The following is a 21,602-nucleotide window of genomic DNA, read 5'->3' as shown; positions in this document are numbered from 1 at the left end:
CCACATCCTTTTCCTCCTTTGATCGGACGAACGCATGAACCGCTCCGCCCTTCTGTCGCTCTACCGCTCCCTGACCCGGCACCGGCTCTACGCCGCGCTCAACATCGGGGGGCTGGCGGTGGGGATCGCCGTGTTCCTGGTCCTCGGCCTCTATGTGCGGTTCGAGACCAGCTACGAAAAATGGCTGCCGGATCATGACAAGCTGTATGTGGTCGAGGAATATTGGAACCAGCCCGGCAGCCCCGCCAACGGGTACAGCACCGGCACGATGGGCGGGCTGATCGACGAGCTGCGCGAGGATTTTCCCGGCATCGTCGGCACACGGATGCAGGTGATGGATGCGAACGTGATCCGCCCCGGCTCCGCCACGTCGGAAGCATTCGGCTACGCCGATCCCGATTTCCTGGACGTGGTTCCGTTGCCGATGGCGCGGGGTGACGGACGGCGCGCGCTGCGCGACCCGTCGGCCGTTCTGGTCGACGAGACCACGGCCGGGAAATATTATTCGGGCGTAGACCCGATCGGGCGCACCATCACACTCGCCGTGATGGGTAAGGCGGCGAACTATCGCATCGCCGGTGTCTTTCGCGACCTGCCCAAAGCGACGGTGCAGCGATTCTCGATCATCGCGCGCATGCCCTCGCCCCATCCCGACGCGATGTGGAGGCATTGGGGCAGCGAGCGCGTCATGACCTGGCTGCGCTTCGACACGCCCGCCGACGCCGCGCGCCTGGCCGGACAGCTTCGCGGCTTTGTCGATCGTCGCGGGGCGAAGGATCTGGGAGACGTCACCAAACAGCTGAGCCTGCCGGTGACGCCGGTCACCGACCTGCACCTGCAGACGCCCGGCCGAAAGCTGACGATGACGACGCTCGGCCTGGTCGGGCTGCTCACGCTGCTGATCGCGATCGTCAATTACGTGAACCTCGCCACCGCGCGGGCCGGTCTGCGCGCGCGCGAAGTGGCGATGCGAAAGGTGCTGGGCGCCGATCGTGGTGCGCTTGTCCGACAGTTCCTGGGGGAGGCGGTGCTGACCGTGGCGCTTGCCGCGCTGATCGGCCTGATCCTGGCCGAACTGGGTCTGCCGCTGGTCAACTCGGCGGGCGGGTTGTCGCTTGTCATGCCCTATGGCCTCGTGGTGCCTGCGCTGATCGGGCTGACGCTGATCGTCGCGCTCATCGCCGGCCTGTATCCCGCGGTGCTGCTGTCGCGCTTTCCCGCCGCGGCGGTGCTGGCGTCGGCGCGGTCGCCGGGCGGCGGACGGGCAGGGACGCGCGTGCGTGAGGCGCTGGTCGTGTTCCAGTTCGCGCTCGCCATCGCGTTCACGGTCGGGACCACCGTGCTGGTCGCGCAGACGCAGCACGTCCGCAGCACCGACCTGGGCTTTCGCCGCGACGGGCTGGTGATCGTCGGGTCCACTGCTGACAGCGCCCTGGACAAGGCGCAGGTTGCGTCCTTCCTTCAGGAGGTGCGCCGGCTGCCCGGCGTGCGGATGGTGACGACATCCGACTCCACTCCAGGGTACAGCACCGGCAACAGCGCCAATGTCGAGGTACCAGGCCGCTCGGACAGCGGACCCAGCCTGCAATGGATCACGGTTGGACCCGACTTCTTTCCGACCTTCGGCTTCCGATTGCTGGCCGGGCGCCTGCCAGACGCGGCGCACCGCCTGGACGACATGCGTAACGCGCCAAAGGACAGCGACCCGGTCAACATCTTGGTGAACAGACGTGCTGCCGGTCTGCTTGGTTTCGCGACCCCAATGGCGGCGGTTGGCAGGACCGTCGGGAACGGAGCGCCGCGAACCATCATCGGCGTCGTGGACGACGCGCGCTTCTTCTCGCCGCGCGACCCGGTGAACGGCACGGTTTATTACTACGCCTCCGGTCAGGCACAATTCCCGCGCACCACCCTGCGCGTCGAGGGCGACCCGCGCCGGATGGTCGAACAGCTCCGCGCGATCTGGCGGCGGGTGGCGCCGCAGGTGCCCTTCTCCGCGAAAACGGCGACCCAGGACCTGCAGGACTATTACAAGGCGGACGAGCGTGCCGCACGGCTGTTCGGCATCGGGGCCGGGCTGGCGGTGCTGATCGGCTGTGTCGGGCTGTGGGGCCTGGCGTCGTTCAATACCGCGCGGCGGGTGAAGGAGGTCGGCATTCGCAAGACGCTGGGCGCCTCGTCCGCCGACATCGTGAAGCTGCTAGTCGGGCAGTTCCTGCGCCCCGTGCTGATCGCGAACCTGCTGGCATGGCCGCTCGCCTTTGTTGCCATGCGGGCATGGCTGGCTGGGTTCGACGATCGCATCGCGTTGTCGCCCTTGTATTTCGTGGGCGCCAGCCTGTTGGCGCTGGCGATCGCGGTGCTGACCGTGCTGGGCCAGTCGCTGCGCGCCAGTCGTGCGGCGCCGGCATGGGCGCTGCGCCATGACTAAGGGGCGTGCCCTTCTGATCGCGGGAGCCTTGCTGGCGTCCGCCCATGCCGGGGCGGAGACGTTGCCGCAGGCGATCGCGACCGCCGTCGCGACGAACCCGGATTTGGCCGCCGCCCGCGCCCGGCAGCAGGCGCTGGCGGAACTGCCCGAACAGGCGCGAGCCGCCGGCCGACTGGTCGTGGAGACCGGCGGCACTGCGGGGTACGACCGGCTGGGCTATGGCCGCTCCGGCGTCGGTGGGGTCACGGCCGCGCTGCCGATCTGGACGGGCGGTCGGGTGGCGTCGGCCACCCGCGCGGCGACCCGCGACGTGGCGGCGGGGGAGGAGCGACTGCGCGACGCGGAGGCGGCGATGCTCCAGCGTGTCGTGGCGGCCTATGCCGACCTGTTGTTCAATCAACAGGCGGCGGAGGTGGCGCGGGTCGGCATCGAACGCCTCGACCGACAGGTGACGGAGGCGCGCTCCCGCTATGATCTGGGGCAGGCGACGCGGACGGACGTGGCGCAGCTTCAGGCTCAGCGGGCAAGCGTCGCGGCCAACCTCGCCGATGCGGAAGGGGCGCTGGCCGCGGCCCAGGCCGAATATCGTGCGGTGGTGGGACAGGATGCCGGGTCGTTGGCACCCGATGTGCCGCCGTCCGCCCTGCTGCCCCGCAGCCTTGCCGACGCGCGACAGGCGGCGGAACAGGCCAACCCGCTGCTTCTGGCGCAGCGCCGCACGGCGGATGCCTCTGCCGCGCGGATCGATCAGGCTCGGGCGGAACGCGCGCCGACGATCGATCTGGCGGGCGGCTATGGCCGGGGCGTGCGCATCGCGGGCGGCGACTGGCGCGGGTTCGACAGCGCGGCCAGTGTGGGGGCGAACCTGCGCCTGCCGCTGCTGACCGGCGGCCTTGTCGCGTCGCGCGTCCGGCAGGCGGAGGCCAATTGGCATGCGGAGCGTTTCCAGGCCGATGCCGCCGCGAGGGAGGCGGTGCGCGACGCCGATTCCGCATGGGCGGCGCTGATGGCGGCGCAGGGCAGGTTGCGTGCCGGGATCGAGGCGCTGGCGGCGGCCGATCTGGCGCTGAAGGGAGTGCGGACGGAATATGGGTTCGGCCTGCGCTCCACCATCGACATCCTGGTCGCCGACCAGAGCTTCCGCGCGGCGCAACTCGACGTCGCGCGGGCGCGGTCGGATGTCCTGACCAGCCAGGCCGCGCTGTTGCGCGCTACCGGGCGGATGCGGCCCGATGCCTTCGGCTGAGGCGGAGATGGCCCATGTGAACGCGCGTCATTGGTCGAAATCGTTGGTGTCGGCCGCCGTGCCATGCAGCTGCGTCCACAGCCGCCCGGTGCCCGCCTCCTGCGCGCGATTCACGAACTGCGACGCGACCAGCCATCCCTTGATCGGACGCAGCGGCAGCAACGTCCCGATCAGCAACAGCGGCACGGAGGTGACGAGGTGCACCCACAAAGGCGGGCTATGCACCGCCTCCAGCCACACCATGAACGCGACCAGCGGCACCGAGATGATGCAGAGCGAGAAGAATGCGGGCCCGTCGTCCGGCGCGGCAAAGCGGTAATCCAGCCCGCACCGGTCGCACCGATCGGTGATCTTCAGCCACGATTTGAACATCCGCCCCTCGCCGCAGCGCGGACACAGCCCCTTCCACCCACAGCGCAGGATCCAGCGAAGCTTCTGGTCGCCTGCCGGTGTCACGGGCGGTTCGTTCGATCGAGGGTCCATGACGATCATGTAGGACGCAGGGCCGCCACGGCCATTGGACAAAACGTCCCGGTTTCCAAGGGCGATAGGGCCGACGGTCCTTCTGACGCGACAGACAGACCGAGTATATGGCGGGCAGCGGGCGGGGTTGGGCCGCCAACAAGGTCGCGGATCATGTCAGCACGCACGACGCGGCCGGGATGGGCATCTACGCCGATTTCACAGCCGACCCGAACATCGTGCTGGACAGCGCGATGGAGATGCCGCGAACGCCGGGCGTGCACGTCACGACCATTTCGCTGGCGGGGGGAAAGGGGTCGATCGTCCATGCGGTCAACGATGCGCACGCCGCTCTGCCGAGCGCGTCTCCCTATCGCCAGGCCCTGACGCCCAGCATCGTCAGCCCACCGCACAAAGTCAGCACGGCCAGCGCCAGCATCGCCGCGCTGAAGTCGCGCGGGGTGGCCAGCATCCAGGTCAACGGCGGCCCCAGCAGCGATGGCAGTGTGTTTGCTAAGTTGAGCAAGCCAAGATCGCGGCCGCGATGCTGTGGGTCGGGCAGCAACTGCATCGAAAACGCGGCATGGAGTGCGACAAAGGCGGCCGATCCGGCGGTGTACACGCTGAACGCGACCGCGCCGCTCGACCAGTCTCGGGCGAGCGCCATGCCGGCCAACCCCGCCGCCGCGACAGCCGCCGCCGTCAGCAGCACGGGCTTTCGCCGACGCATCACGTCCGACACGCGTCCGAGCACCAGCGCGATGGGCAGCGGAAGCAGGAACGCGATCGTCAGCAGATGGCCGATCCGCGCAGGAAGGGCGGCGCGATGCGGATCGTCGACCAGACTTTCGAAATAATAGATCAGGTACGCTTGGGTCACGGCCGCGGCGATCTGCACCAGCAACCGGGCGATGCCCGCCACGGCAAGGTCGCGGGTGGGCGCCGGCTCCCGGAGGTGTGGCGCTGGCGGTGCGACGGCCAACCGGGCTCGGCCAACGAGCAGCGGCAATGTGCAGGCGGCGACGGCTGTCGGTACCAGCATGAAGCGGGCGGCATCGGGCAGCGTGTTCCATCCGACCAGCAGCGTCGCCAGTGCCGAGGCCGCAGGGCTGCCGAGCGCCAGCAGGCCGCCCAGCATACCCTTCTGCGCGTCGGGCACTTCCTCGGACATGATCGCGTGCATCGGGGCAAGCAGCGCGTTGACCGCGCACTGGAAGGCGACCACCCCGGCGACGATCTGGAGCGGTGTCGCCGAGAGGGTGAGGGCGGCATAGCTGGCGGCGGTGGCGGCCAGGCCGCCCGCCATCCATGTCCGCCGACCCCGGCCGCGCGACACGGCCCGGTCGCTGAGCCAGCCGAACAGGATGTTCGACAGGCTGGCCGCGACCGCGCCCGCCGTGACGCAGGCGGTGAAGACGCCGATATGGTCGCCCTTGCCCAACGCCTCGATCTTCAGCGGCAGCAGCAGCGTCAGCAGCGGCAGATACGCGGCGACGCCGCCGACATTGGCGAGGGCGAAGATCAACAACAATCCGCGCGGCGGCCGGGTGGGCGAGGAACGGGACAGCATCGCTGATCGACCCTGCCCGCGATGGCCGCGTCCCACAACCGGGACGCGGCCTCATAATCGATCAGGGCTTCATCGTGGCGGCTTGCAGCGTGGCGGATGACACGGTGCTGCGATCGGCCGCGTCATGCCCCAGCGCGACGGTGTAGCGGCCGGCATCGATCCGCCACCCCGGCATCTTCACGTCGTAATCGGCGACCACCCGCGGCTCTGCGGTCAGCGTCACGCGCCGTGTCTCGCCCGGGTTCAGGGTCACGCGGGTGAACGCGGCGAGGCGCATCGGTGCACCGCCCTTTTCCCGTGTCACATACATCTGCGGCACATCGGCCCCGGCGCGGGAGCCGGTGTTCACCACGTCGAACGATAGGGTCAGCGTGCGACCGCCGGTCACCACGGGGTTGCGATAGGCGAACTGCGTGTAGCTGAGCCCGTATCCGAACGGGAACAGCGGCTTCATCCCCTTCTTCTCGTACCAGCGATAGCCGACATCGGCGCCCTCGACATAGTCGACGGGAAAGCTTTGCAGCGTCTGGGTCGACGCGGCAGCGGGGTTGGCGGCGGCGGCCGCGTCCAGCCCGTTCAGGCGATCCAGTCCGACGGGGCGCGGACGCACAGGCTGCGACGCGTCGGCGGGAAAGGTGATCGGCAGTCGGCCGGACGGGTTGACCCGTCCCGTAAGGATATTGGCGATCGCCTCGCCGCCGCGTTGGCCGGGGTACCAGGCCTGGACGACGACGGGCACGTGATCGATCCACGGCATCAGCACCGGACCACCCGTTTCCATCACGGCGACCGTATGCGGTTGCGCGGCGGCAATCGCGGCGATCAGCGCGTCCTGCTGATTGGGCAGGCGCAGATCGGGCACGTCGTCCGCCTCCGTGGTCCATTGGGTCGCGAACACGATGGCCAGATCGGCGGCCTTCGCCGCGTCGACCGTGGCGTTCAGGTTGCGACCGTCGACCCAGCTGACCTCCACGCCCGGCAGCGCCTTGCGCAGGGCGAGAAGGGGTGAGGATGCGTGGTAGGTGATGCGTGCGAACGATGCCGATCCGCCATAGGCGAGCGGGATTTCGACCGGCGCGCCGCCTACCGACCGCACCTGCGACGAACCGCCGCCCGACAGCACGCCGACATCGGCATTGCCGCCGATCACCACGATGCGCTTTGCCGAGCGCGCGATCGGAAGCAGGTTGCCCTGATTCTTCAGCAGCACGATGCCGGCCTCCGCGGCGCGCTGCGCGACATCCGCATTGCGGGCGTAGGGCGGCGTCTGCGCGGCCGTCGGCATCGGCGTGTCATAGGCGCCTGTTTCGATCAGGCCGGTCAGATAGCGCGCGACCATGTCGTCCAGTCGCCGTGCCGACACGGTCCCCTTGTCCACTGCCTGCTTCAACGCCGCATCGAAATACAGCGCCTTGTCCAGTTCCTGGCCGGACTGCTGGTCCAGGCCGGCATTGGCCGCCTTTGCCGTGGAATGCACCGCGCCCCAGTCGCTCATGACCCAGCCCGGATAGCCCCAATCCCGCTTCAGCACGTCGTTCAGCAGGTGGTTGTTCTCGCACGCCCAGTCGCCGTTCACCTTGTTGTAGGCGCACATGACCGATCCGGGTTTTCCTTGTTCGATGGCGATCTGGAAGGCGAGCAGGTCGCTCATCCTCAACGCCGCCTCGTCGATCCGGGCATCCACCACCATGCGGCCGGTTTCCTGCGCGTTCAGGGCAAGGTGCTTGACCGTGGACACGATGCGGTTGCTTTGCACACCGGCGATGTGCGCGCCGGCCATGGTTCCGGCGAGCAGCGGGTCCTCACCCAGATATTCGAAGTTGCGGCCGTTCCAGGGATCGCGCGTCAGGTTGACGCCGCCCGCAAGCAGGACGTTGAAGCGCTTCGCACGCGCTTCCGACCCGATCATCGCGCCGCCTGCGCGGGCGATAGCGGGATCGAAGGTCGCCGCGGTGGCCAATCCGGAGGGCAGCGCCGTGGCGACATCGCCCTTGCGCTGCTCGACCTGGTTGGCGACCCCCAGCGAGGCATCGCTCTCCCGAACCAGCGGCACGCCAAGGCGCGGCACGCCGTCGATGTGACCAGCGGACGGGATCAGCTCGTTGCGGCTCTTGCCGGCGGCCATCGGCGGGAACAGGCCGTGGACCAGCGCCAACTTTTCATCCTGGGACATGCGCGCGACGATGGCGTCGGCACGGGCGCGCGCCTGCGCCGAGGTAGCCGGCGACGGCGACACGGACGTGCCGCTCTGCGCGCCTGCGCCCGTTGCGACAACCGTCATCATGGATGCGCCGACCAGGGCGGCGCGCAGCAACTTCGACATCGTCTCTCCTCTGGTGCGTCAGGACGGTCGGGTCCGAAGCGCACGCTGTTTTTAACCATTTACGCCGCGCGGAGCGTCCTGATCCGGTCAGGTGCAGAATTGTCACACCTGCGTACGGATCGGCGTCGCGTTCGGGGGAACGTTCACAATAACCATGCGCGTCGCCTTGACAAGTTGGCGACGGCAAAAGAGTGAACGTTCTCATGTTTCAAGGCGCGAGCGATGCGCGTCTATATGGGGAGGATACTGGATGCGTGGCTTCACGGCTCGCTCGCTTTCGCGTTTTTTCATCGGCACGTCGGCTGTCGCGCTTGCGGGCGTGTCCGCATCGGCGTGGGCGCAGGACGCTGCCGCAACCGTCGGCAACAGCGGTTCTTCCGAGATCGCGCCGCAGCCGCAGTCTGATGCGGGTCAGCCTGCCTCCGCGACGGTGGATCCGACCGAGGCCGGCGAGGACGTCGTCGTAACCGGCATCCGCGCCAGCCTGCGCGCGTCGCAGGACATCAAGCGCGAGGGGCAGGGCATCGTCGATGCCATCTCCGCCGAGGATATCGGCAAGTTCCCCGATACGAACCTGGCCGAGTCGCTGCAGCGCATCACCGGCGTGTCGATCGACCGTTCCAACGGCGAAGGGTCGTTCGTCACCGTCCGCGGCCTGGGTCCGGAATACAATCTGGTCGTGCTGAACGGTCGCCAGCTGCCGACCTCCGTGATCGGTGACGGCAACAGCGCGCCGGGTTCGCGCGCGTTCGACTTCGCCAACCTGGCGTCCGAAGGCATCGCGGCGCTCGAGGTGTACAAGTCGGGCCGTGCGTCCGTGCCGTCGGGCGGTATCGGTTCGACCATCAACATCCGCACCCCGCGCCCGTTCGACAAGATGGGGACACGGGGGTCCGTCGCCGCGCGCGGTGTGGTGGACACGTCGCAAAACGGCAAGAACGATATCACGCCGGAGGTGTCGGGCATCTTCTCGACCACCTTCGCCGACGATCGGATCGGCATCCTGTTCAACGGGGTGTATCAGAAGCGTCATGCGTCGGTGAACCAGGCGAACGTCGGCTATCGCGACGGCTATCTGGGTTCCGAGAACAACTGGGGCTCGCTGGCGCAGCCGGGTGATCCGCGTGCCGCCAACATCACCAACCGGCCGGGTCCGAACGACGTCTACGAAGTGCCGCAGAACGCGTCCTACGACGTCAACGACATCAGCCGCGAGCGTATCAACGGGCAGCTGGTCCTGCAGGCGAAGCCGACGGACAGCCTGACCGCGACGGTCGACTACACCTATTCGCGTAACGAGGTGAAAACCCGCAATGCCAATGTCGGCATCTGGTTCAACCACAACAACACCTCGTCGGCATGGACTGATGGCCCGGTCGCGGGGCCTGTCTTCTACACCGAGCGCTTCACCCCGGGCGAGGCGAAGGACCTGTCCTATTCCAGTGCGCTGACCGCGTACCGGACCGAGAACAAGTCGCTTGGCGGCAACCTGACCTGGGAAGCGCCGGGCGGCGTCACCATGGCGATCGACGCGCATCACTCGACCGCCGAGTCCAAGCCGACCAACAAGTACGGCAACAGCAACTCGCTGGGCACGGCGATCTTCGGCGTGGCTAGCCAGTCGATCAACTTCGACAACGACCTGCCGGTCATCTCCTATGCGATGCAGCCGGGCATCGACCCGTTGAACGCGGCGCTGATCACGCCGACGGGCAACGCGTTCCGCAACTCGTACTTCCGCGACCGGATCAACCAGGTGCAGGTGAAGGGTCATTACGACCACGAAGGCAGCTTCCTGGATTCGATCGACTGGGGCTTCGCGTACACCGACAACAAGGTGCGTTCGGCCTATGGCGTGTTGCAGAACGACACGTGGGGCGGCACCGGCGGCGACAGCCCGGCGGCGCGGGCGGCCGCGGCGGCCCTGCTGCCGGACGACATCTTCAAGCCGATCGACATCCCCAGCAAGTTCAAGGGCATCGATGGTACGGGCGCTGCCGGCATGGCGCAGCAGTTCTACGGCTATAATTTCGAACAGGTCGTCGGCCTGCTCGACCAGCGCTATGGCATCTGCGGCGGCGACGGGAACTGCCTGACGCCGTACACGACCGATCGTCGCATCCGTGAAAAGACGGTCGCGCCGTACCTGCAGATCAACAACAAGTTCGACCTGTTCAACAACCCGGCCCACTTCATCGCGGGCCTGCGGTACGAGAATACGACCGTGCGTTCGACCGCGCTGGTGCCGTTGCCGAGCGGTACCCGCCAGAACTCGCAGAACGAGTTCAACGTCATCAACGTGCCGGGCCAGAACACCTTCACGACCTTCACCGGCAGCTATGACGAGTGGTTGCCTTCGTTCGACTTCGACGTGCAGCCGATCCGCAACGTCAAGCTGCGCGCGTCTTACAGCCACACCATCACGCGTGCCGATTACGGTTCGTTGCAGGGTGGCCTGACGATCGACCAGCTGTTCCGCGCGGGCGGCAACGGCACGGGCGGACAGGGCAATCCGAACCTGGTGCCGTTCAAGTCGAAGAACATCGATCTGTCGGCGGAGTGGTACTACACGCCCGAGAGCTACATCTCGGCCGGATACTTCCACAAAAAGGTCTCGAACTACATCGGTACGACACAGGTGCGTCAGACCGCGTTCGGCCTGACCGATCCGTCGAACGGACCGCGTTACCGTGCGGCGCTGGCTGCGCTGGCGGCAAGCGGGCAGGAGGCGACGTTCACCAACATCCGCAACTACATCGCGACCAACTATCCGAACACGGTAACCCGCGATGCGGACGGTGTCGTCCAGACCATCCTGGGCACGCCGGAGGATGCGCCCGTCAACTTCGTGATCTCGACGCCGTTCAACAGCGACGATAGCGCGACGATCGACGGGTTCGAGTTCGCGATCCAGCACAGCTTCTGGAACACGGGTTTCGGTACCAACCTGAACTACACGATCGTCAACGGGAACCGCGACTACAACAACGCGCTGCCGGCCAGCGTGTCGCAGTTCTCGGTGAACGGCCTGTCCGACAGCGCCAACGCCAGCGTGTTCTACGACAAGAACGGCCTCCAGGCCCGCGCGTCGTACAACTGGCGTGCGAAGTTCCTGGCCGGTGGCGGGATCAACCCGTACTACACCGAAGGGTACGGACAGCTCGACGCGACGGCCAGCTGGGAGTTCATCCCCGGGGTGACCGTGTTCGCCGAGGCGATCAACTTGACCGGTGCGGACAGGCGCGGTCACCGTCGATCGGATCGCAACGTGACCTTCGTGGTCAAGCAGGATGCGCGCTATTCCGGCGGCGTTCGGATCAACTTCTGATCCCGACCTGGTAGCGAAACGACGGAAAGGGGCCATCTCCGCGAAAGGAAGTGGCCCCTTTTCATGTCCGCCGCCGAACGCGTGACCGCCGGTGACGACGGAGCGAAGGTGGGGCGACGTCACAGGTGAGATGCACGACGTACGGGCTCGCCGGCGACGCGGTGGGCTTTGCGGGGCAGGACGCTGTTCGGCGTGCTGCATCTGACGTGGGACGGCAACGGCTTCCAACTCTGACGCAAGGGGTCGACCGGCTGCGGTATCACGCCTGAAAAAGTCTCTTGGCGGAGGCGGGACTTGCATCGGGCTTGGCGTGCGATCCCACCGTGATCCGGGCAGAGATGATCCCTGTTTCGCCGTGCCCGGTGGCGCTACAGAACAGAAACCGTCGCATTGGACCGTATGACATGCCCGACCACGCCATTCTGACCCCCGCCACGCATGCCGATACCCGCATCCGGCAGGATCGTAGCGCCGACATGGGCGATGCGATCATGAGCTGCCTGGTCGTGCCCGATGAGTTCCGGCGCGTGCAGAACGATTATGTCATTCTGTTTCGGCGCAACCTGGAAGACGGTTCGATGGTCGCGCTGGCGCTGTTCGGGTTCGAGAATGGCGAGAACCTGTACCTGGAGCAGGGGACGTGGAACGCCGGGTACGTGCCGCTCGCCATGGCGATCCAGCCGTTGCTGATCGGCAGCGCGCCGTCGGGCACGCAGGGCGGTCAGGTCCATATCGACATGGCGAGCCCCCGCCTGAGCGACGGTGAAGGCGAGCGGTTGTTCGACGCGGATGGACGCCCGACGCCCTTTCTGGACGCCAGGATCGAGAAGCTCGGCGCCCTCGACGTCGGGTTCCGGGCGAGTGCCGCGTTTTTCGCGGCGCTTCAGCGGTACGACCTGCTGGAGCCGTTGACGCTGGAGGTTCCGCTGGACGATGGATCGACCAACCGGCTGGTGGGATTTCATGTGATCGACGAGGATCGCCTGCGTGCGTTGGACGGGTCGGAAGTGGCGGACCTGCACCGGGAGGGCCATCTGATGCCGATCTTCATGGCGCTGGCGTCGCAGGGGAACCTGTCGGAGCTGATCGGGCGCAAGAACAAGACGTTGCGCCATGGCTGACCCGTCTGACGACATATTCGCCGATCTGCCGCGCGTTCCGGAACGGGAGGTCGCCGATGCGGCTGCCCTGGACGCAATGCTGCAAACGGCCGACCGGCCGTTCGTGGTACGCGGATTGGTGGCGGACTGGCCGCTGGTACAGGCGGGCCTACGTTCCGCGAAGGACGCGCGACGGTATCTGCTGGATCATCGCCGCGACCGACCGTTCACCGTGTCGGTGGGCGCGGGGGGCGGCGACGGACGCTTGTTCTACGACGATGCGATGGCGATGAACTTCGCCACCGTGCAGACCAGGCTGGACGAGGTGTTCGCCCATCTGGACGTCAACGAGAACGCGCCGGACCTGCGGCCGATCTATTTCGCGTCCATCGACGTGCTCGGCTATTTCGACGGCCTGCACGAGGCGAACCATGTCGATCTGGGCGATCGCGCGCCGCTGGCGAGCATCTGGATGGGAACGCGCACAAGGATCGCCGCACACAATGATGTGCCGGACAATCTCGCCTGCGTTGCGGTGGGTCGGCGCCGGTTCACACTGTTTCCGCGGGAGCAGTTCCGCAACCTGTACCTCGGGCCGATCGATAACACGCCGGCCGGTCGTGCGGTCAGCATGGTCGATTTCCACGCACCCGACTTCGACGCGCATCCCAGGTTCCGCGATGCGCTGGAGCATGCGCAGGTGGCCGAGCTGGACGCGGGCGACGCCCTCTACGTGCCGGCGATGTGGTGGCACCATGTCGAAGGGCTGGCGGCGTTCAACATCCTGGTGAATTACTGGTGGCGGACGGCCGCCCCCTGGATGGGCCAGCCGCAGGACGCACTCAATCATGCCATCCTCGCGGTGCGCGACCTGCCCGAGGATCAGAAAAGGCACTGGCGGGACATGTTCGACCATTACGTCTTCGACAATGACGACAGCGTCACGGCGCATATACCCGGACCGGCGCGCAGCATCCTGGACCGGTTGACGCCGGAAAGCGCGGGACGCCTGCGTGCGTTTCTGCTGCGGTCGTTGAGCCGATGACCGGGCCTGCCCCGTATCGCATCGTCATCGCCGGCGGCGGCACCGCCGGGTGGATGGCGGCGGCCGCGATCGCGCGGACGATGGGAAAGGCGGTCGACCTGACGCTGGTCGAGTCCGACGCGATCGGCACGGTCGGCGTCGGTGAATCGACGATCCCGCCGCTGGCCACCTACAACCGCTTGCTCGGCATCAACGAGGCCGACTTCATGCGCGCCACCCGCGCGACGTTCAAGCTGGGCATCATGTTCGATGGCTGGAAGCGGGCGGGCGACAGCTATTTCCATTCGTTTGGCCTGACGGGGAAGGATCACTGGTCGGCGGGGTTCCAGCATTTCTGGCTGGAGGGGCTGCGCCGCGGACACACCCAGCCCTACGACGCGTACTGCCTGGAACTGCTGGCGGCCGCCGACAATCGGTTTGCGCATCTGCCCGATGAGCGGATGAACTACGCCTATCAGCTGGACTCCACGCTGTACGGCCGGTTCCTGCGCGGACTGGCGGAGGCGGACGGCGCGCGGCGGGTCGAGGGTCGTATCCAGCAGGTGGCGCTTGATGGCGAAAGCGGGAATATCGCGGCGCTGGTGCTCGATTCCGGTGTACGGATCGAGGGCGACCTGTTCCTCGATTGCACCGGGTTTCGCGCGCTGCTTATCGAACAGGCGCTGCATGCCGGCTATGACGACTGGACGCATTATCTTCCCTGCGACTCCGCCATCGCGGTGCAGACGGAGAGTGCGGAGCCACCGCCGCCGTTCACGCGCGCCATGGCCCATGATGCCGGTTGGCAATGGCGCATTCCGCTTCAGCACAGGACCGGCAACGGCATCGTCTATTGCAGCCGGTATCTCGACCATGACGCCGCACAGGAACGGCTGTTGGGCAATGTGCAGGGGCCGGTGCTGACCGAGCCCAACCGCCTGCGCTTCGTGACGGGAACCCGCCGCAAGCAATGGCACCGCAACTGCATCGCCATCGGCCTGTCCGGCGGGTTCATGGAGCCGCTGGAATCGACCAGCATCCACCTGATCCAGCGAGCGATCCTTCGCCTGATCCGCATGATGCCCGCCGGCCCGGTCAGCGAACGCGACATCGCCGAGTTCAACGACCAGCAGAACGCCGACATGCTGCAGATCCGGGATTTCCTGATCCTGCACTATAAGGTGACGGAACGTCGGGACAGCCCGTTCTGGCGGCAATGCGCGGCGATGGAGATCCCGGACACGCTGGCGCAGAAGATCGAGCTGTTCCGCGAAACGGGCCGCGTCTTTCGCCGGAACGAGGAGCTGTTTGCGGAGAACAGCTGGGTGCAGGTGATGATGGGGCAGGGCATCGTGCCGCAGGAACGGCACCCGATCGCGGGCAAGCTGCGCGACGACGAACTGGCGAAACTGCTGGAGACTCTGCGCGAGACGACGCGGCGGACCGTGGCCGGCCTGCCGGATCATGGTGCCTATGTCGCCCGATATTGCGGCGTGTTGCCACAGGGTCAGGCCCGCTAGGCAGGAAGGCGTCGTTCATGGCCAAGCGTCCCCGAGCGATCACCATCCGGCACGTCGCCGCCGATGCCGGCGTGTCGTTGCAGACGGTCAGCCGCGTCGTAAACAAGGCGCCGAACGTCCGCCCGGAAATGATGCAGCGGGTTCAGGAATCGATCGACCGCCTGGGCTACGTCCCCTCGCTGGCGGCGCAGCGCATGGCGGGCGCGCATTCCTATTTCATCCTCGCGCTGAACGACCGGGAGCGAACGATCGCGGAGTGGCGATCCCGCCAGGGCACGGACTGGGTCGACCAGATGCTGTTGGGCGGCATGCTGACCTGTGCCGAGCATGGCTACAGGATGATCATAGAACTGATCGACACGCACAGCGACCAGTTGGAACGCGAGTTGCTGGCCGCGATCGCTGCGGTGCAGCCCGACGGGATCATCCTCACCCCGCCTCATTCGGGCAACAGCCGGATCGTCACGTTGCTGGAGGACCAAGGCATCAGCTTCGCCAGGATCGGGTCCCTGCGGCCGGGGGGTGGCATCAAGCTGACCATGGACGACGACCGGGCGGCACGGCTCGCCACGGAACATCTGATCGGACTGGGGCATCGCCGCATCGGCTTTGTCGCGGGGCCGGCGGATTACGAACTCAGCGGCTGGCGCGTCGACGGATGGCAGGCGGCAATGGTCGATGCCGGGCTGGATACGACCGACCTGCTTGCCACCGGCGATTTCAGCCACGGGTCGGGGCGAACGGCGGCCACGCAGCTCCTGTCGCTGGACCAGCGGGCGACGGCACTGGTCGTCAGCAACGACCAGATGACGCTCGGCGTGCTGGAGGTGGCGCGGGAACGGGGCCTGGCGGTGCCGCGGGAGCTTTCTTTAGTCAGCTTCGACGACACGCCGGCGATGCGACATGCCGATCCGCCGGTGACCGCCATCGTGCAGCCGATCGCGGAGGTGGCCTCCTGCGCGGTACGGCTCATCATCGAGGAGAGGCGCCACAGCCAGGGTGACGCGGCTCCGGTTACGATCGCGGCGGGCATCGTTCACCGGCAGACCACGGCTCCAGCGCCCTGACCTTTGCAAAGATCCGGGCGATAGGGGTCCGGCGGCCGTACTGCTCGATAACGATGGAAGATCACCCCCCCCCCCGACTCCGGTCAGTCGTCGGCATAGCCCAGCGGGGCGCGACCGCGGTGGTAGTCGTCGGGCAGGATCTGGCGGCCGATCGGTGGCAGCGCGCGGGCGTGGCAGCGGGCGCGTTGGCATAGGCGGCAGGTGATGCCGATCGGCGTCGGATCGGTGGCCGGCTCCGCATAGATGAGCCGGCCCGCATGTTCGGCGGCGCAGACCAGCGCCACGGCGCGCTCCGTTCGCGGCAGGCCGTGGCCGCCGCCGCCGCTCTCCTCGGCGCGGGCGACGGACAGGAAGCGCTGTCCGTCGGGCAGTTGCAGCCATTGCGTCACGACCCGCCCCGGCGTGCGGAAGGTCGTGTGGATGCTCCACAAGGGGCATCCGCCACCTTGCCCGGCGAACGGGAAGGCGGCCCCGTCATAGCGTTTGGAGACATTTCCGGCCGCGTCGATGCGGATGAAGGAGAATGGGACCCCCTCCTGCCCGGGTCGGGCGAGCGTGGTCAGGCGATGGGCGGCAGCCTCCCAGGTGACCTCGAACCGTCGTGCCAGCGCCTCCACATCATATCGGCGTTCCTCCGCCGCGCGGTGGAAGGCGGCATAGGGCATCAGGATCGCCGCGCCCGCATAATTGGCTAGTGTGCGTCGGACGAGCCGGCGGGCGTTGGAGTCGGCCAAGCCGCTGTCCGCTTCGGCCCGGTCCAACTCGCGAGGCAGCGAGAGATAGGCAAGCTGCACCGCCAGGTGGAACCGCGCGGTCGGCCCGTCCAGGCTGTCGTCCAGAAAGATCGCGCGGTGATGGGGATCATGGCGGCGCACCTGTCCGGCCATGATGTCGGGCGGCAGGCGACGGACGCGCAGGCGGTGGCGCGCCTCGATGAACGGCTGCAACCCGCCCGCATCGGCGACCGCACCCGACAGCGCCTCCGCGGCCTCGTCCAGCGCGGGGAAGTGATTGCGGCGGGCGAGCAGCAGCCGGCGAACCTCCACCACCGGATCGGCATCGTCGGAGTCGGCGTCCCGCGGCCCCTCCGCCAGGACACGCTGTTCGGCACCGTAGGCGCTATGCAGGCGAAGAAACGCCTCCGTGATGCCCGGATAGTTCGCCGCGACATCGGCCGATTGCAGGCGCGGCAGGTCCAGGTCGGCGAACAGCGGGTCCTTCAACGCGGCCTGAAGCCGGCGCGTGAACGCTTCCCCGCCATCGCCCGCAAAGTCGGACAGGTCGATATGATAGGTCCGCGCGAGCCGGAGCAGCAGGTCCGCCGTCATCGGCCGCTGATTGCTCTCGATCAGGGAGACATAGGAGGCCGAAATCTCCAGAGCGGCGGCCAGGTCGGGCTGGGTCAGGCCCAGATCGCGACGCAGGCGGCGCAATCGAGGGCCGAGATAGGCGCTGCGCTCGACGGCCATACGTGACACCTCCCGCGTGTAAGTTGCTCGACACCTTTACAGTATGAGCTTGTAAAGCTCCACAACTCCACATCGCCGCGACTGGAGAGGGGGTGCGTCCGCACGGTAGCCGGGTGCGACACATTCGCGGAGAGACACGATGCCGTATGCCACCGACCTGTCCATGGCCCAGTCGCTGATCGCCCGGTCGGGTGCGGCGTGGGACGGGATCGCGCCCGACGCGGTGGCGCGCATGCGGCGGCAGAACCGGTTCGCGACCGGGCTGGACATCGCGCGCTACACCGCGCGGATCATGCGCGAGGACATGGCCGCCTATGATGCCGATCCGTCCAGCTACACGCAGTCGCTGGGTTGCTGGCACGGGTTCATCGCGCAACAGAAGATGATCGCGGTGAAGAAGCATTTCGGCACCACGCGCGGCCGCTACCTGTACCTGTCGGGCTGGATGGTCGCCGCGCTTCGGTCGGAGTTCGGGCCGCTGCCGGACCAGTCTATGCACGAAAAGACCAGCGTCCCGGCGCTGATCGAGGAGATCTACACCTTCCTCCGTCAGGCGGACGCGCGCGAGTTGGGCGGGCTGTTCCGGGCGATCGATGCGGCGGAGGCGGCGGGCGACGCCAAGCGGGCGGCGGCGTTGATGGCGGAGGTCGACGCGCACCAGACACATGTCGTGCCGATCATCGCCGATATCGACGCCGGGTTCGGCAATGCCGAGGCGACCTATCTGCTCGCGCGCAAGATGATCGAGGCGGGCGCCTGTGCCCTGCAGATCGAGAACCAGGTGTCCGACGAGAAACAGTGCGGTCATCAGGATGGCAAGGTCACGGTGCCGCACGAGGACTTCCTCCAGAAGATCCGCGCCTGCCGCTACGCGTTCCTGGAACTCGGCGTGGAGGATGGGATCATCGTCGCACGGACGGACTCGCTGGGCGCCGGGCTGACCAAGCAGATCGCCTATAGCCGGGAAGCGGGCGACCTGGCCGATCGGTACAACGGCTTTCTCGATTGCGAGGAGGTGACCGAGCTGAGCGGCCTGCACGGTGACGTGCTGATCGAGCGGGACGGGCGGCTGATGCGGCCGCGCCGGCTGCCGTCCAACCTGTACCAGTTCCGCTCAGGAACCGGGGAGGACCGGTGCGTGCTGGACTGCGTCGCCGCGTTGCGCGGCGGGGCGGACCTGTTGTGGATCGAGACGGAAAAGCCCCACATCGAACAGATCGCGGGCATGGTCGACCGTATCCGGGAGGAGGTGCCGAGCGCCAAGCTGGTGTACAACAACTCGCCCTCGTTCAACTGGACGCTGAATTTCCGCCAGCAGGTGTTCGACCGGTGGGAGGCGGAGGGTCGGGACATGGCCCGTTATGAACGCAGCGCGTTGATGAGCGTGATCTACGACGCGACGCCGCTGGGGCAGGAGGCGGACGAGCGCATCCGCGCGTTCCAGCGGGAGGCGAGCGCGCGGGCGGGCATCTTCCACCACCTCATCACCCTGCCGACCTATCACACGGCCGCATTGTCCACCGACCAGCTGGCGCGCGACTATTTCGGCGAGGCGGGGATGCTGGGCTATGTCGCGGGCGTGCAGCGGCGTGAGATCCGCGACGGGATCGCCTGCGTCCGGCACCAGAACATGGCCGGGTCCGACCTGGGCGACGACCACAAGGACTATCTTGCCGGTGAGGCCGCGCTGAAGGCCGGCGGCGCCCACAACACCATGAACCAGTTCGCCGCATGAAGGCGACGAAGCCCATTCATCACGAGAGGAGAGGTTGCGATGACCACGACCCCATTGACCAAGGAACCGGGCCGCGCCCGCGCGGTGTTCTCGACCGAGGATTTCCGGTTGTTGAAGGCGGCGGTCCTCACCCACCTGCGCACGGTCGAGGACAGTCCGTATTCGATCAAGTACAGCAACCTTTATCACCGGCTCGGCCGGCTGGATTGAGGAAGCCCATGGACGAACGCGTCGAACGCGCAGGATTGTCGGTCGCCCGCGTACTGGCCGACTTCATCGAGCAACAGGCGCTGCCCGGGACCGGGATCGACCCGGATCGGTTCTGGCAAGGCACCGCCGCGATTCTGTCCCGCTTCGCGCCGGAAAACCGGAAGCTGCTGGCGACCCGCGATCGGATGCAGGCAGCGATCGACGAGTGGCACCGCGCGCGGCGTGGCCAGCCGCAGGATGCCGCGGCCTATGCGGCGTTCCTGCGCGGGATCGGCTATCTGGTCGCCGAGCCGGACCCCTTCGCGATCGACACGCAGGGCGTCGATGCGGAGGTGGCGCGCCTGTCGGGTCCGCAACTGGTGGTGCCGGTGCTAAATGCTCGGTTCCTGCTCAATGCGGCGAACGCGCGCTGGGGCAGCCTGTACGATGCGCTGTACGGCACCGATGCGTTGCCCGGCACACCGGCAGCGGGTGGCTATGACGCGGCGCGGGGCGCGGCGGTGATCGCGCGGGCGAAGGCGTTCCTGGACGAAGCGGTTCCGCTGCACGGCATGCGCTGGGCCGAATGGGTCGGCGGCACGCTGCCGCTCGCCGACCCTGCCCAACTGATCGGGCGGCGGGGTGAAAGCCTGTTGCTGCGCCATCACGGGTTGCACCTCGAGGTGGTGATCGACCGGGGGCATCCGATCGGGCGCGACGACCCTGCGGGGATCGCCGATGTGGTGCTGGAAGCCGCGCTGACCACCATCGTCGATCTGGAGGACTCGGTCGCCGCGGTCGACGCTGCGGACAAGGTGGCGGCCTATGCCAATTGGCTGGGTGTCATCCGGGGCGACCTGACCGACACGTTCGACGAGGGCGGCACCATTGTGACGCGGCGGCTGGCGGAAGATCGCGCCTATGTCGATGACGCGGGGGAGACGTTCCACCTGCCCGGCCGCAGCCTGTTGTTCGTGCGGAACGTCGGGCACCTGATGACGACGGATGCGGTGCGGATGGCGGACGGGAGCGAGACGCCGGAGGGTATTCTGGACGCGATCGTCACCAGCCTGACCGGCGTGCACGACCTGCGCAGGCAGGGCCGTTATCGCAACAGCCGCACCGGCGCGATCTACATCGTGAAGCCCAAGATGCACGGGCCGACCGAATGCGCTTTCACCGACCGCTTGTTCGATGCGGTCGAGGATCTGCTTGGCCTGCCGCGCCACACGATCAAGGTGGGCGTGATGGACGAGGAGCGGCGCACCTCCGCCAATCTGGCCGCGTGTATCCATGCGGTCCGGCACCGCATCTGCTTCATCAACACCGGGTTTCTCGACCGCACAGGGGACGAGATTCACACCGATTTTGAGGCGGGTCCGATGATCCGCAAGGCGGAGATGAAGGGTTCTGCGTGGCTTTCCGCCTATGAGGATCGCAACGTCCGCATCGGGTTGGCCTGCGGATTGGCCGGGCGTGCTCAGATCGGCAAGGGCATGTGGGCCGCGCCCGATCGCATGGCGGACATGCTGGCGCAAAAGGTGGCGCATCCGATGGCCGGCGCCAGCACCGCCTGGGTGCCGAGCCCGACGGCCGCGACGCTGCACGCGATGCATTACCACTCGGTCGACGTCACGGAACGCCAGCGCGACATCGCGGCGGAGGCGGTGCCGGCGCTCGACACGCTGCTGTCCATGCCGATCGCGTCCAGCAACTGGTCGCCCGACGACGTGCGCGAGGAACTGGAGAACAACGCACAGGGACTGCTGGGATATGTGGTGCGCTGGGTGGACCAGGGGGTGGGATGTTCCAAGGTGCCGGACATCCACGACGTCGGCCTGATGGAGGATCGCGCCACGCTGCGCATCTCGTCGCAGCATATGGCCAACTGGTTGCGCCACGGCGTCTGCTCGGCGGAGGATGTGGAGGCGGCGCTGACCCGCATGGCCGCAAAGGTCGATGCGCAGAATGCGGGCGATCCGGCGTACCGGTCGCTGCTCCAACCCGGCAGCCTGGCGATGCAGGCCGCGCGCGCGCTGGTGTTCGACGGAGCGAGGCAACCGAGCGGCTATACGGAGCCGCTGCTGCACGCGTTCCGCCGGCAGCAGAAGGCAGTTGGTTGCGTGTGAGCTGGTGTA

General features: G+C 67.3%; 14 protein-coding genes. 10 read left to right on the top strand and 4 right to left on the bottom strand.

Translation table 11 applies throughout. The features are described from left to right. Window positions 1–34: 34 nt before the first annotated feature. On the top strand, window positions 35–2,431 hold the full coding sequence (locus tag BMX37_RS13895; protein ID WP_093666355.1) for an ABC transporter permease: 2,397 nt from the start codon (window positions 35–37) through the stop codon (window positions 2,429–2,431). Beyond that, on the top strand, window positions 2,424–3,677 hold the full coding sequence (locus BMX37_RS13890; protein WP_093666354.1) for a TolC family outer membrane protein: 1,254 nt from the start codon (window positions 2,424–2,426) through the stop codon (window positions 3,675–3,677). The genes BMX37_RS13895 and BMX37_RS13890 overlap by 8 nt, the downstream gene beginning before the upstream one ends. A 27-nt stretch (window positions 3,678–3,704) precedes the next feature. Here the strand turns inward: BMX37_RS13890 and BMX37_RS13885 are convergent, their stop codons facing one another. The 3 genes from BMX37_RS13885 to BMX37_RS13875 form a co-directional block, all read right to left on the bottom strand. Continuing rightward, window positions 3,705–4,160, bottom strand: coding sequence for a DUF983 domain-containing protein (locus BMX37_RS13885; RefSeq protein WP_093666438.1), 456 nt, complete (start codon window positions 4,158–4,160; stop codon window positions 3,705–3,707). Between the two features lie 349 nt (window positions 4,161–4,509). Then, window positions 4,510–5,709: an MFS transporter gene (locus BMX37_RS13880; protein ID WP_093666353.1), complete on the bottom strand. Its 1,200-nt coding sequence runs from the start codon at window positions 5,707–5,709 to the stop codon at window positions 4,510–4,512. Between the two features lie 61 nt (window positions 5,710–5,770). Next, a complete protein-coding gene (locus BMX37_RS13875; protein WP_093666352.1) occupies window positions 5,771–8,032 on the bottom strand; it encodes a beta-glucosidase family protein in 2,262 nt (753 codons plus the stop codon). Window positions 8,033–8,282: 250 nt separating this feature from the next. Between BMX37_RS13875 and BMX37_RS13870 the strand changes: the two genes are divergently transcribed. The 5 genes from BMX37_RS13870 to BMX37_RS13850 all read left to right on the top strand — a co-directional run bounded on the left by BMX37_RS13870 (window position 8,283) and on the right by BMX37_RS13850 (window position 16,071). After that, the gene (locus BMX37_RS13870) at window positions 8,283–11,360 is read left to right on the top strand and encodes a TonB-dependent receptor (RefSeq protein ID WP_093666351.1); all 3,078 of its coding nucleotides are present in this window, start codon (window positions 8,283–8,285) and stop codon (window positions 11,358–11,360) included. Window positions 11,361–11,764: 404 nt separating this feature from the next. Continuing rightward, window positions 11,765–12,481, top strand: a complete 717-nt coding sequence (locus BMX37_RS13865; protein WP_093666350.1) for a SapC family protein — start codon at window positions 11,765–11,767, stop codon at window positions 12,479–12,481. After that, window positions 12,474–13,505: a cupin-like domain-containing protein gene (locus tag BMX37_RS13860; protein ID WP_093666349.1), complete on the top strand. Its 1,032-nt coding sequence runs from the start codon at window positions 12,474–12,476 to the stop codon at window positions 13,503–13,505. Before BMX37_RS13865 ends, BMX37_RS13860 begins: the two co-directional genes overlap by 8 nt. After that, the gene (locus BMX37_RS13855) at window positions 13,502–15,004 is read left to right on the top strand and encodes a tryptophan halogenase family protein (protein WP_093666348.1); all 1,503 of its coding nucleotides are present in this window, start codon (window positions 13,502–13,504) and stop codon (window positions 15,002–15,004) included. The genes BMX37_RS13860 and BMX37_RS13855 overlap by 4 nt, the downstream gene beginning before the upstream one ends. A gap of 17 nt (window positions 15,005–15,021) precedes the next feature. Continuing rightward, window positions 15,022–16,071, top strand: a complete 1,050-nt coding sequence (locus BMX37_RS13850; RefSeq protein WP_093666347.1) for a LacI family DNA-binding transcriptional regulator — start codon at window positions 15,022–15,024, stop codon at window positions 16,069–16,071. Window positions 16,072–16,154: 83 nt separating this feature from the next. On the opposite strand, the gene BMX37_RS13845 is transcribed toward BMX37_RS13850, so the two are convergent. Then, on the bottom strand, window positions 16,155–17,540 hold the full coding sequence (locus BMX37_RS13845; RefSeq protein WP_093666346.1) for a helix-turn-helix domain-containing protein: 1,386 nt from the start codon (window positions 17,538–17,540) through the stop codon (window positions 16,155–16,157). Window positions 17,541–17,679: 139 nt separating this feature from the next. Here BMX37_RS13845 and BMX37_RS13840 point away from each other — a divergent pair, with 139 nt between their 5' ends. The 3 genes from BMX37_RS13840 to BMX37_RS13835 are packed head-to-tail and all read left to right on the top strand — an operon-like array spanning window position 17,680 to window position 21,593. Beyond that, a complete protein-coding gene (locus BMX37_RS13840) occupies window positions 17,680–19,275 on the top strand; it encodes an isocitrate lyase (protein WP_093666345.1) in 1,596 nt (531 codons plus the stop codon). A 39-nt stretch (window positions 19,276–19,314) separates the two neighbouring features. Further along, on the top strand, window positions 19,315–19,485 hold the full coding sequence (locus tag BMX37_RS18865; RefSeq protein WP_170841977.1) for a hypothetical protein: 171 nt from the start codon (window positions 19,315–19,317) through the stop codon (window positions 19,483–19,485). 8 nt (window positions 19,486–19,493) lie between these two features. Further along, on the top strand, window positions 19,494–21,593 hold the full coding sequence (locus tag BMX37_RS13835) for a malate synthase G (RefSeq protein WP_093666344.1): 2,100 nt from the start codon (window positions 19,494–19,496) through the stop codon (window positions 21,591–21,593). Window positions 21,594–21,602 lie beyond the last annotated feature (9 nt).

This window comes from Sphingomonas gellani, from assembly GCF_900110035.1.
Lineage (GTDB): Bacteria > Pseudomonadota > Alphaproteobacteria > Sphingomonadales > Sphingomonadaceae > Sphingomonas > Sphingomonas gellani.
The sequence above is the reverse complement of the archived record's forward strand: the minus strand, read 5'-3'. Positions and strand labels throughout refer to the sequence as shown.

Excerpts from the sequence above, each read along its gene's own strand:
- BMX37_RS13895 (WP_093666355.1), top strand. The coding sequence starts at position 35 with ATGAACCGCTCCGCCCTTCTGTCGCTCTACCGCTCCCTGACCCGGCAC.
- BMX37_RS13890 (WP_093666354.1), top strand. The coding sequence starts at position 2,424 with ATGACTAAGGGGCGTGCCCTTCTGATCGCGGGAGCCTTGCTGGCGTCC.
- BMX37_RS13885 (WP_093666438.1), bottom strand. The coding sequence starts at position 4,160 with ATGGACCCTCGATCGAACGAACCGCCCGTGACACCGGCAGGCGACCAG.
- BMX37_RS13880 (WP_093666353.1), bottom strand. The coding sequence starts at position 5,709 with ATGCTGTCCCGTTCCTCGCCCACCCGGCCGCCGCGCGGATTGTTGTTG.
- BMX37_RS13875 (WP_093666352.1), bottom strand. The coding sequence starts at position 8,032 with ATGTCGAAGTTGCTGCGCGCCGCCCTGGTCGGCGCATCCATGATGACG.
- BMX37_RS13870 (WP_093666351.1), top strand. The coding sequence starts at position 8,283 with ATGCGTGGCTTCACGGCTCGCTCGCTTTCGCGTTTTTTCATCGGCACG.
- BMX37_RS13865 (WP_093666350.1), top strand. The coding sequence starts at position 11,765 with ATGCCCGACCACGCCATTCTGACCCCCGCCACGCATGCCGATACCCGC.
- BMX37_RS13860 (WP_093666349.1), top strand. The coding sequence starts at position 12,474 with ATGGCTGACCCGTCTGACGACATATTCGCCGATCTGCCGCGCGTTCCG.
- BMX37_RS13855 (WP_093666348.1), top strand. The coding sequence starts at position 13,502 with ATGACCGGGCCTGCCCCGTATCGCATCGTCATCGCCGGCGGCGGCACC.
- BMX37_RS13850 (WP_093666347.1), top strand. The coding sequence starts at position 15,022 with ATGGCCAAGCGTCCCCGAGCGATCACCATCCGGCACGTCGCCGCCGAT.
- BMX37_RS13845 (WP_093666346.1), bottom strand. The coding sequence starts at position 17,540 with ATGGCCGTCGAGCGCAGCGCCTATCTCGGCCCTCGATTGCGCCGCCTG.
- BMX37_RS13840 (WP_093666345.1), top strand. The coding sequence starts at position 17,680 with ATGCCGTATGCCACCGACCTGTCCATGGCCCAGTCGCTGATCGCCCGG.
- BMX37_RS18865 (WP_170841977.1), top strand. The coding sequence starts at position 19,315 with ATGACCACGACCCCATTGACCAAGGAACCGGGCCGCGCCCGCGCGGTG.
- BMX37_RS13835 (WP_093666344.1), top strand. The coding sequence starts at position 19,494 with ATGGACGAACGCGTCGAACGCGCAGGATTGTCGGTCGCCCGCGTACTG.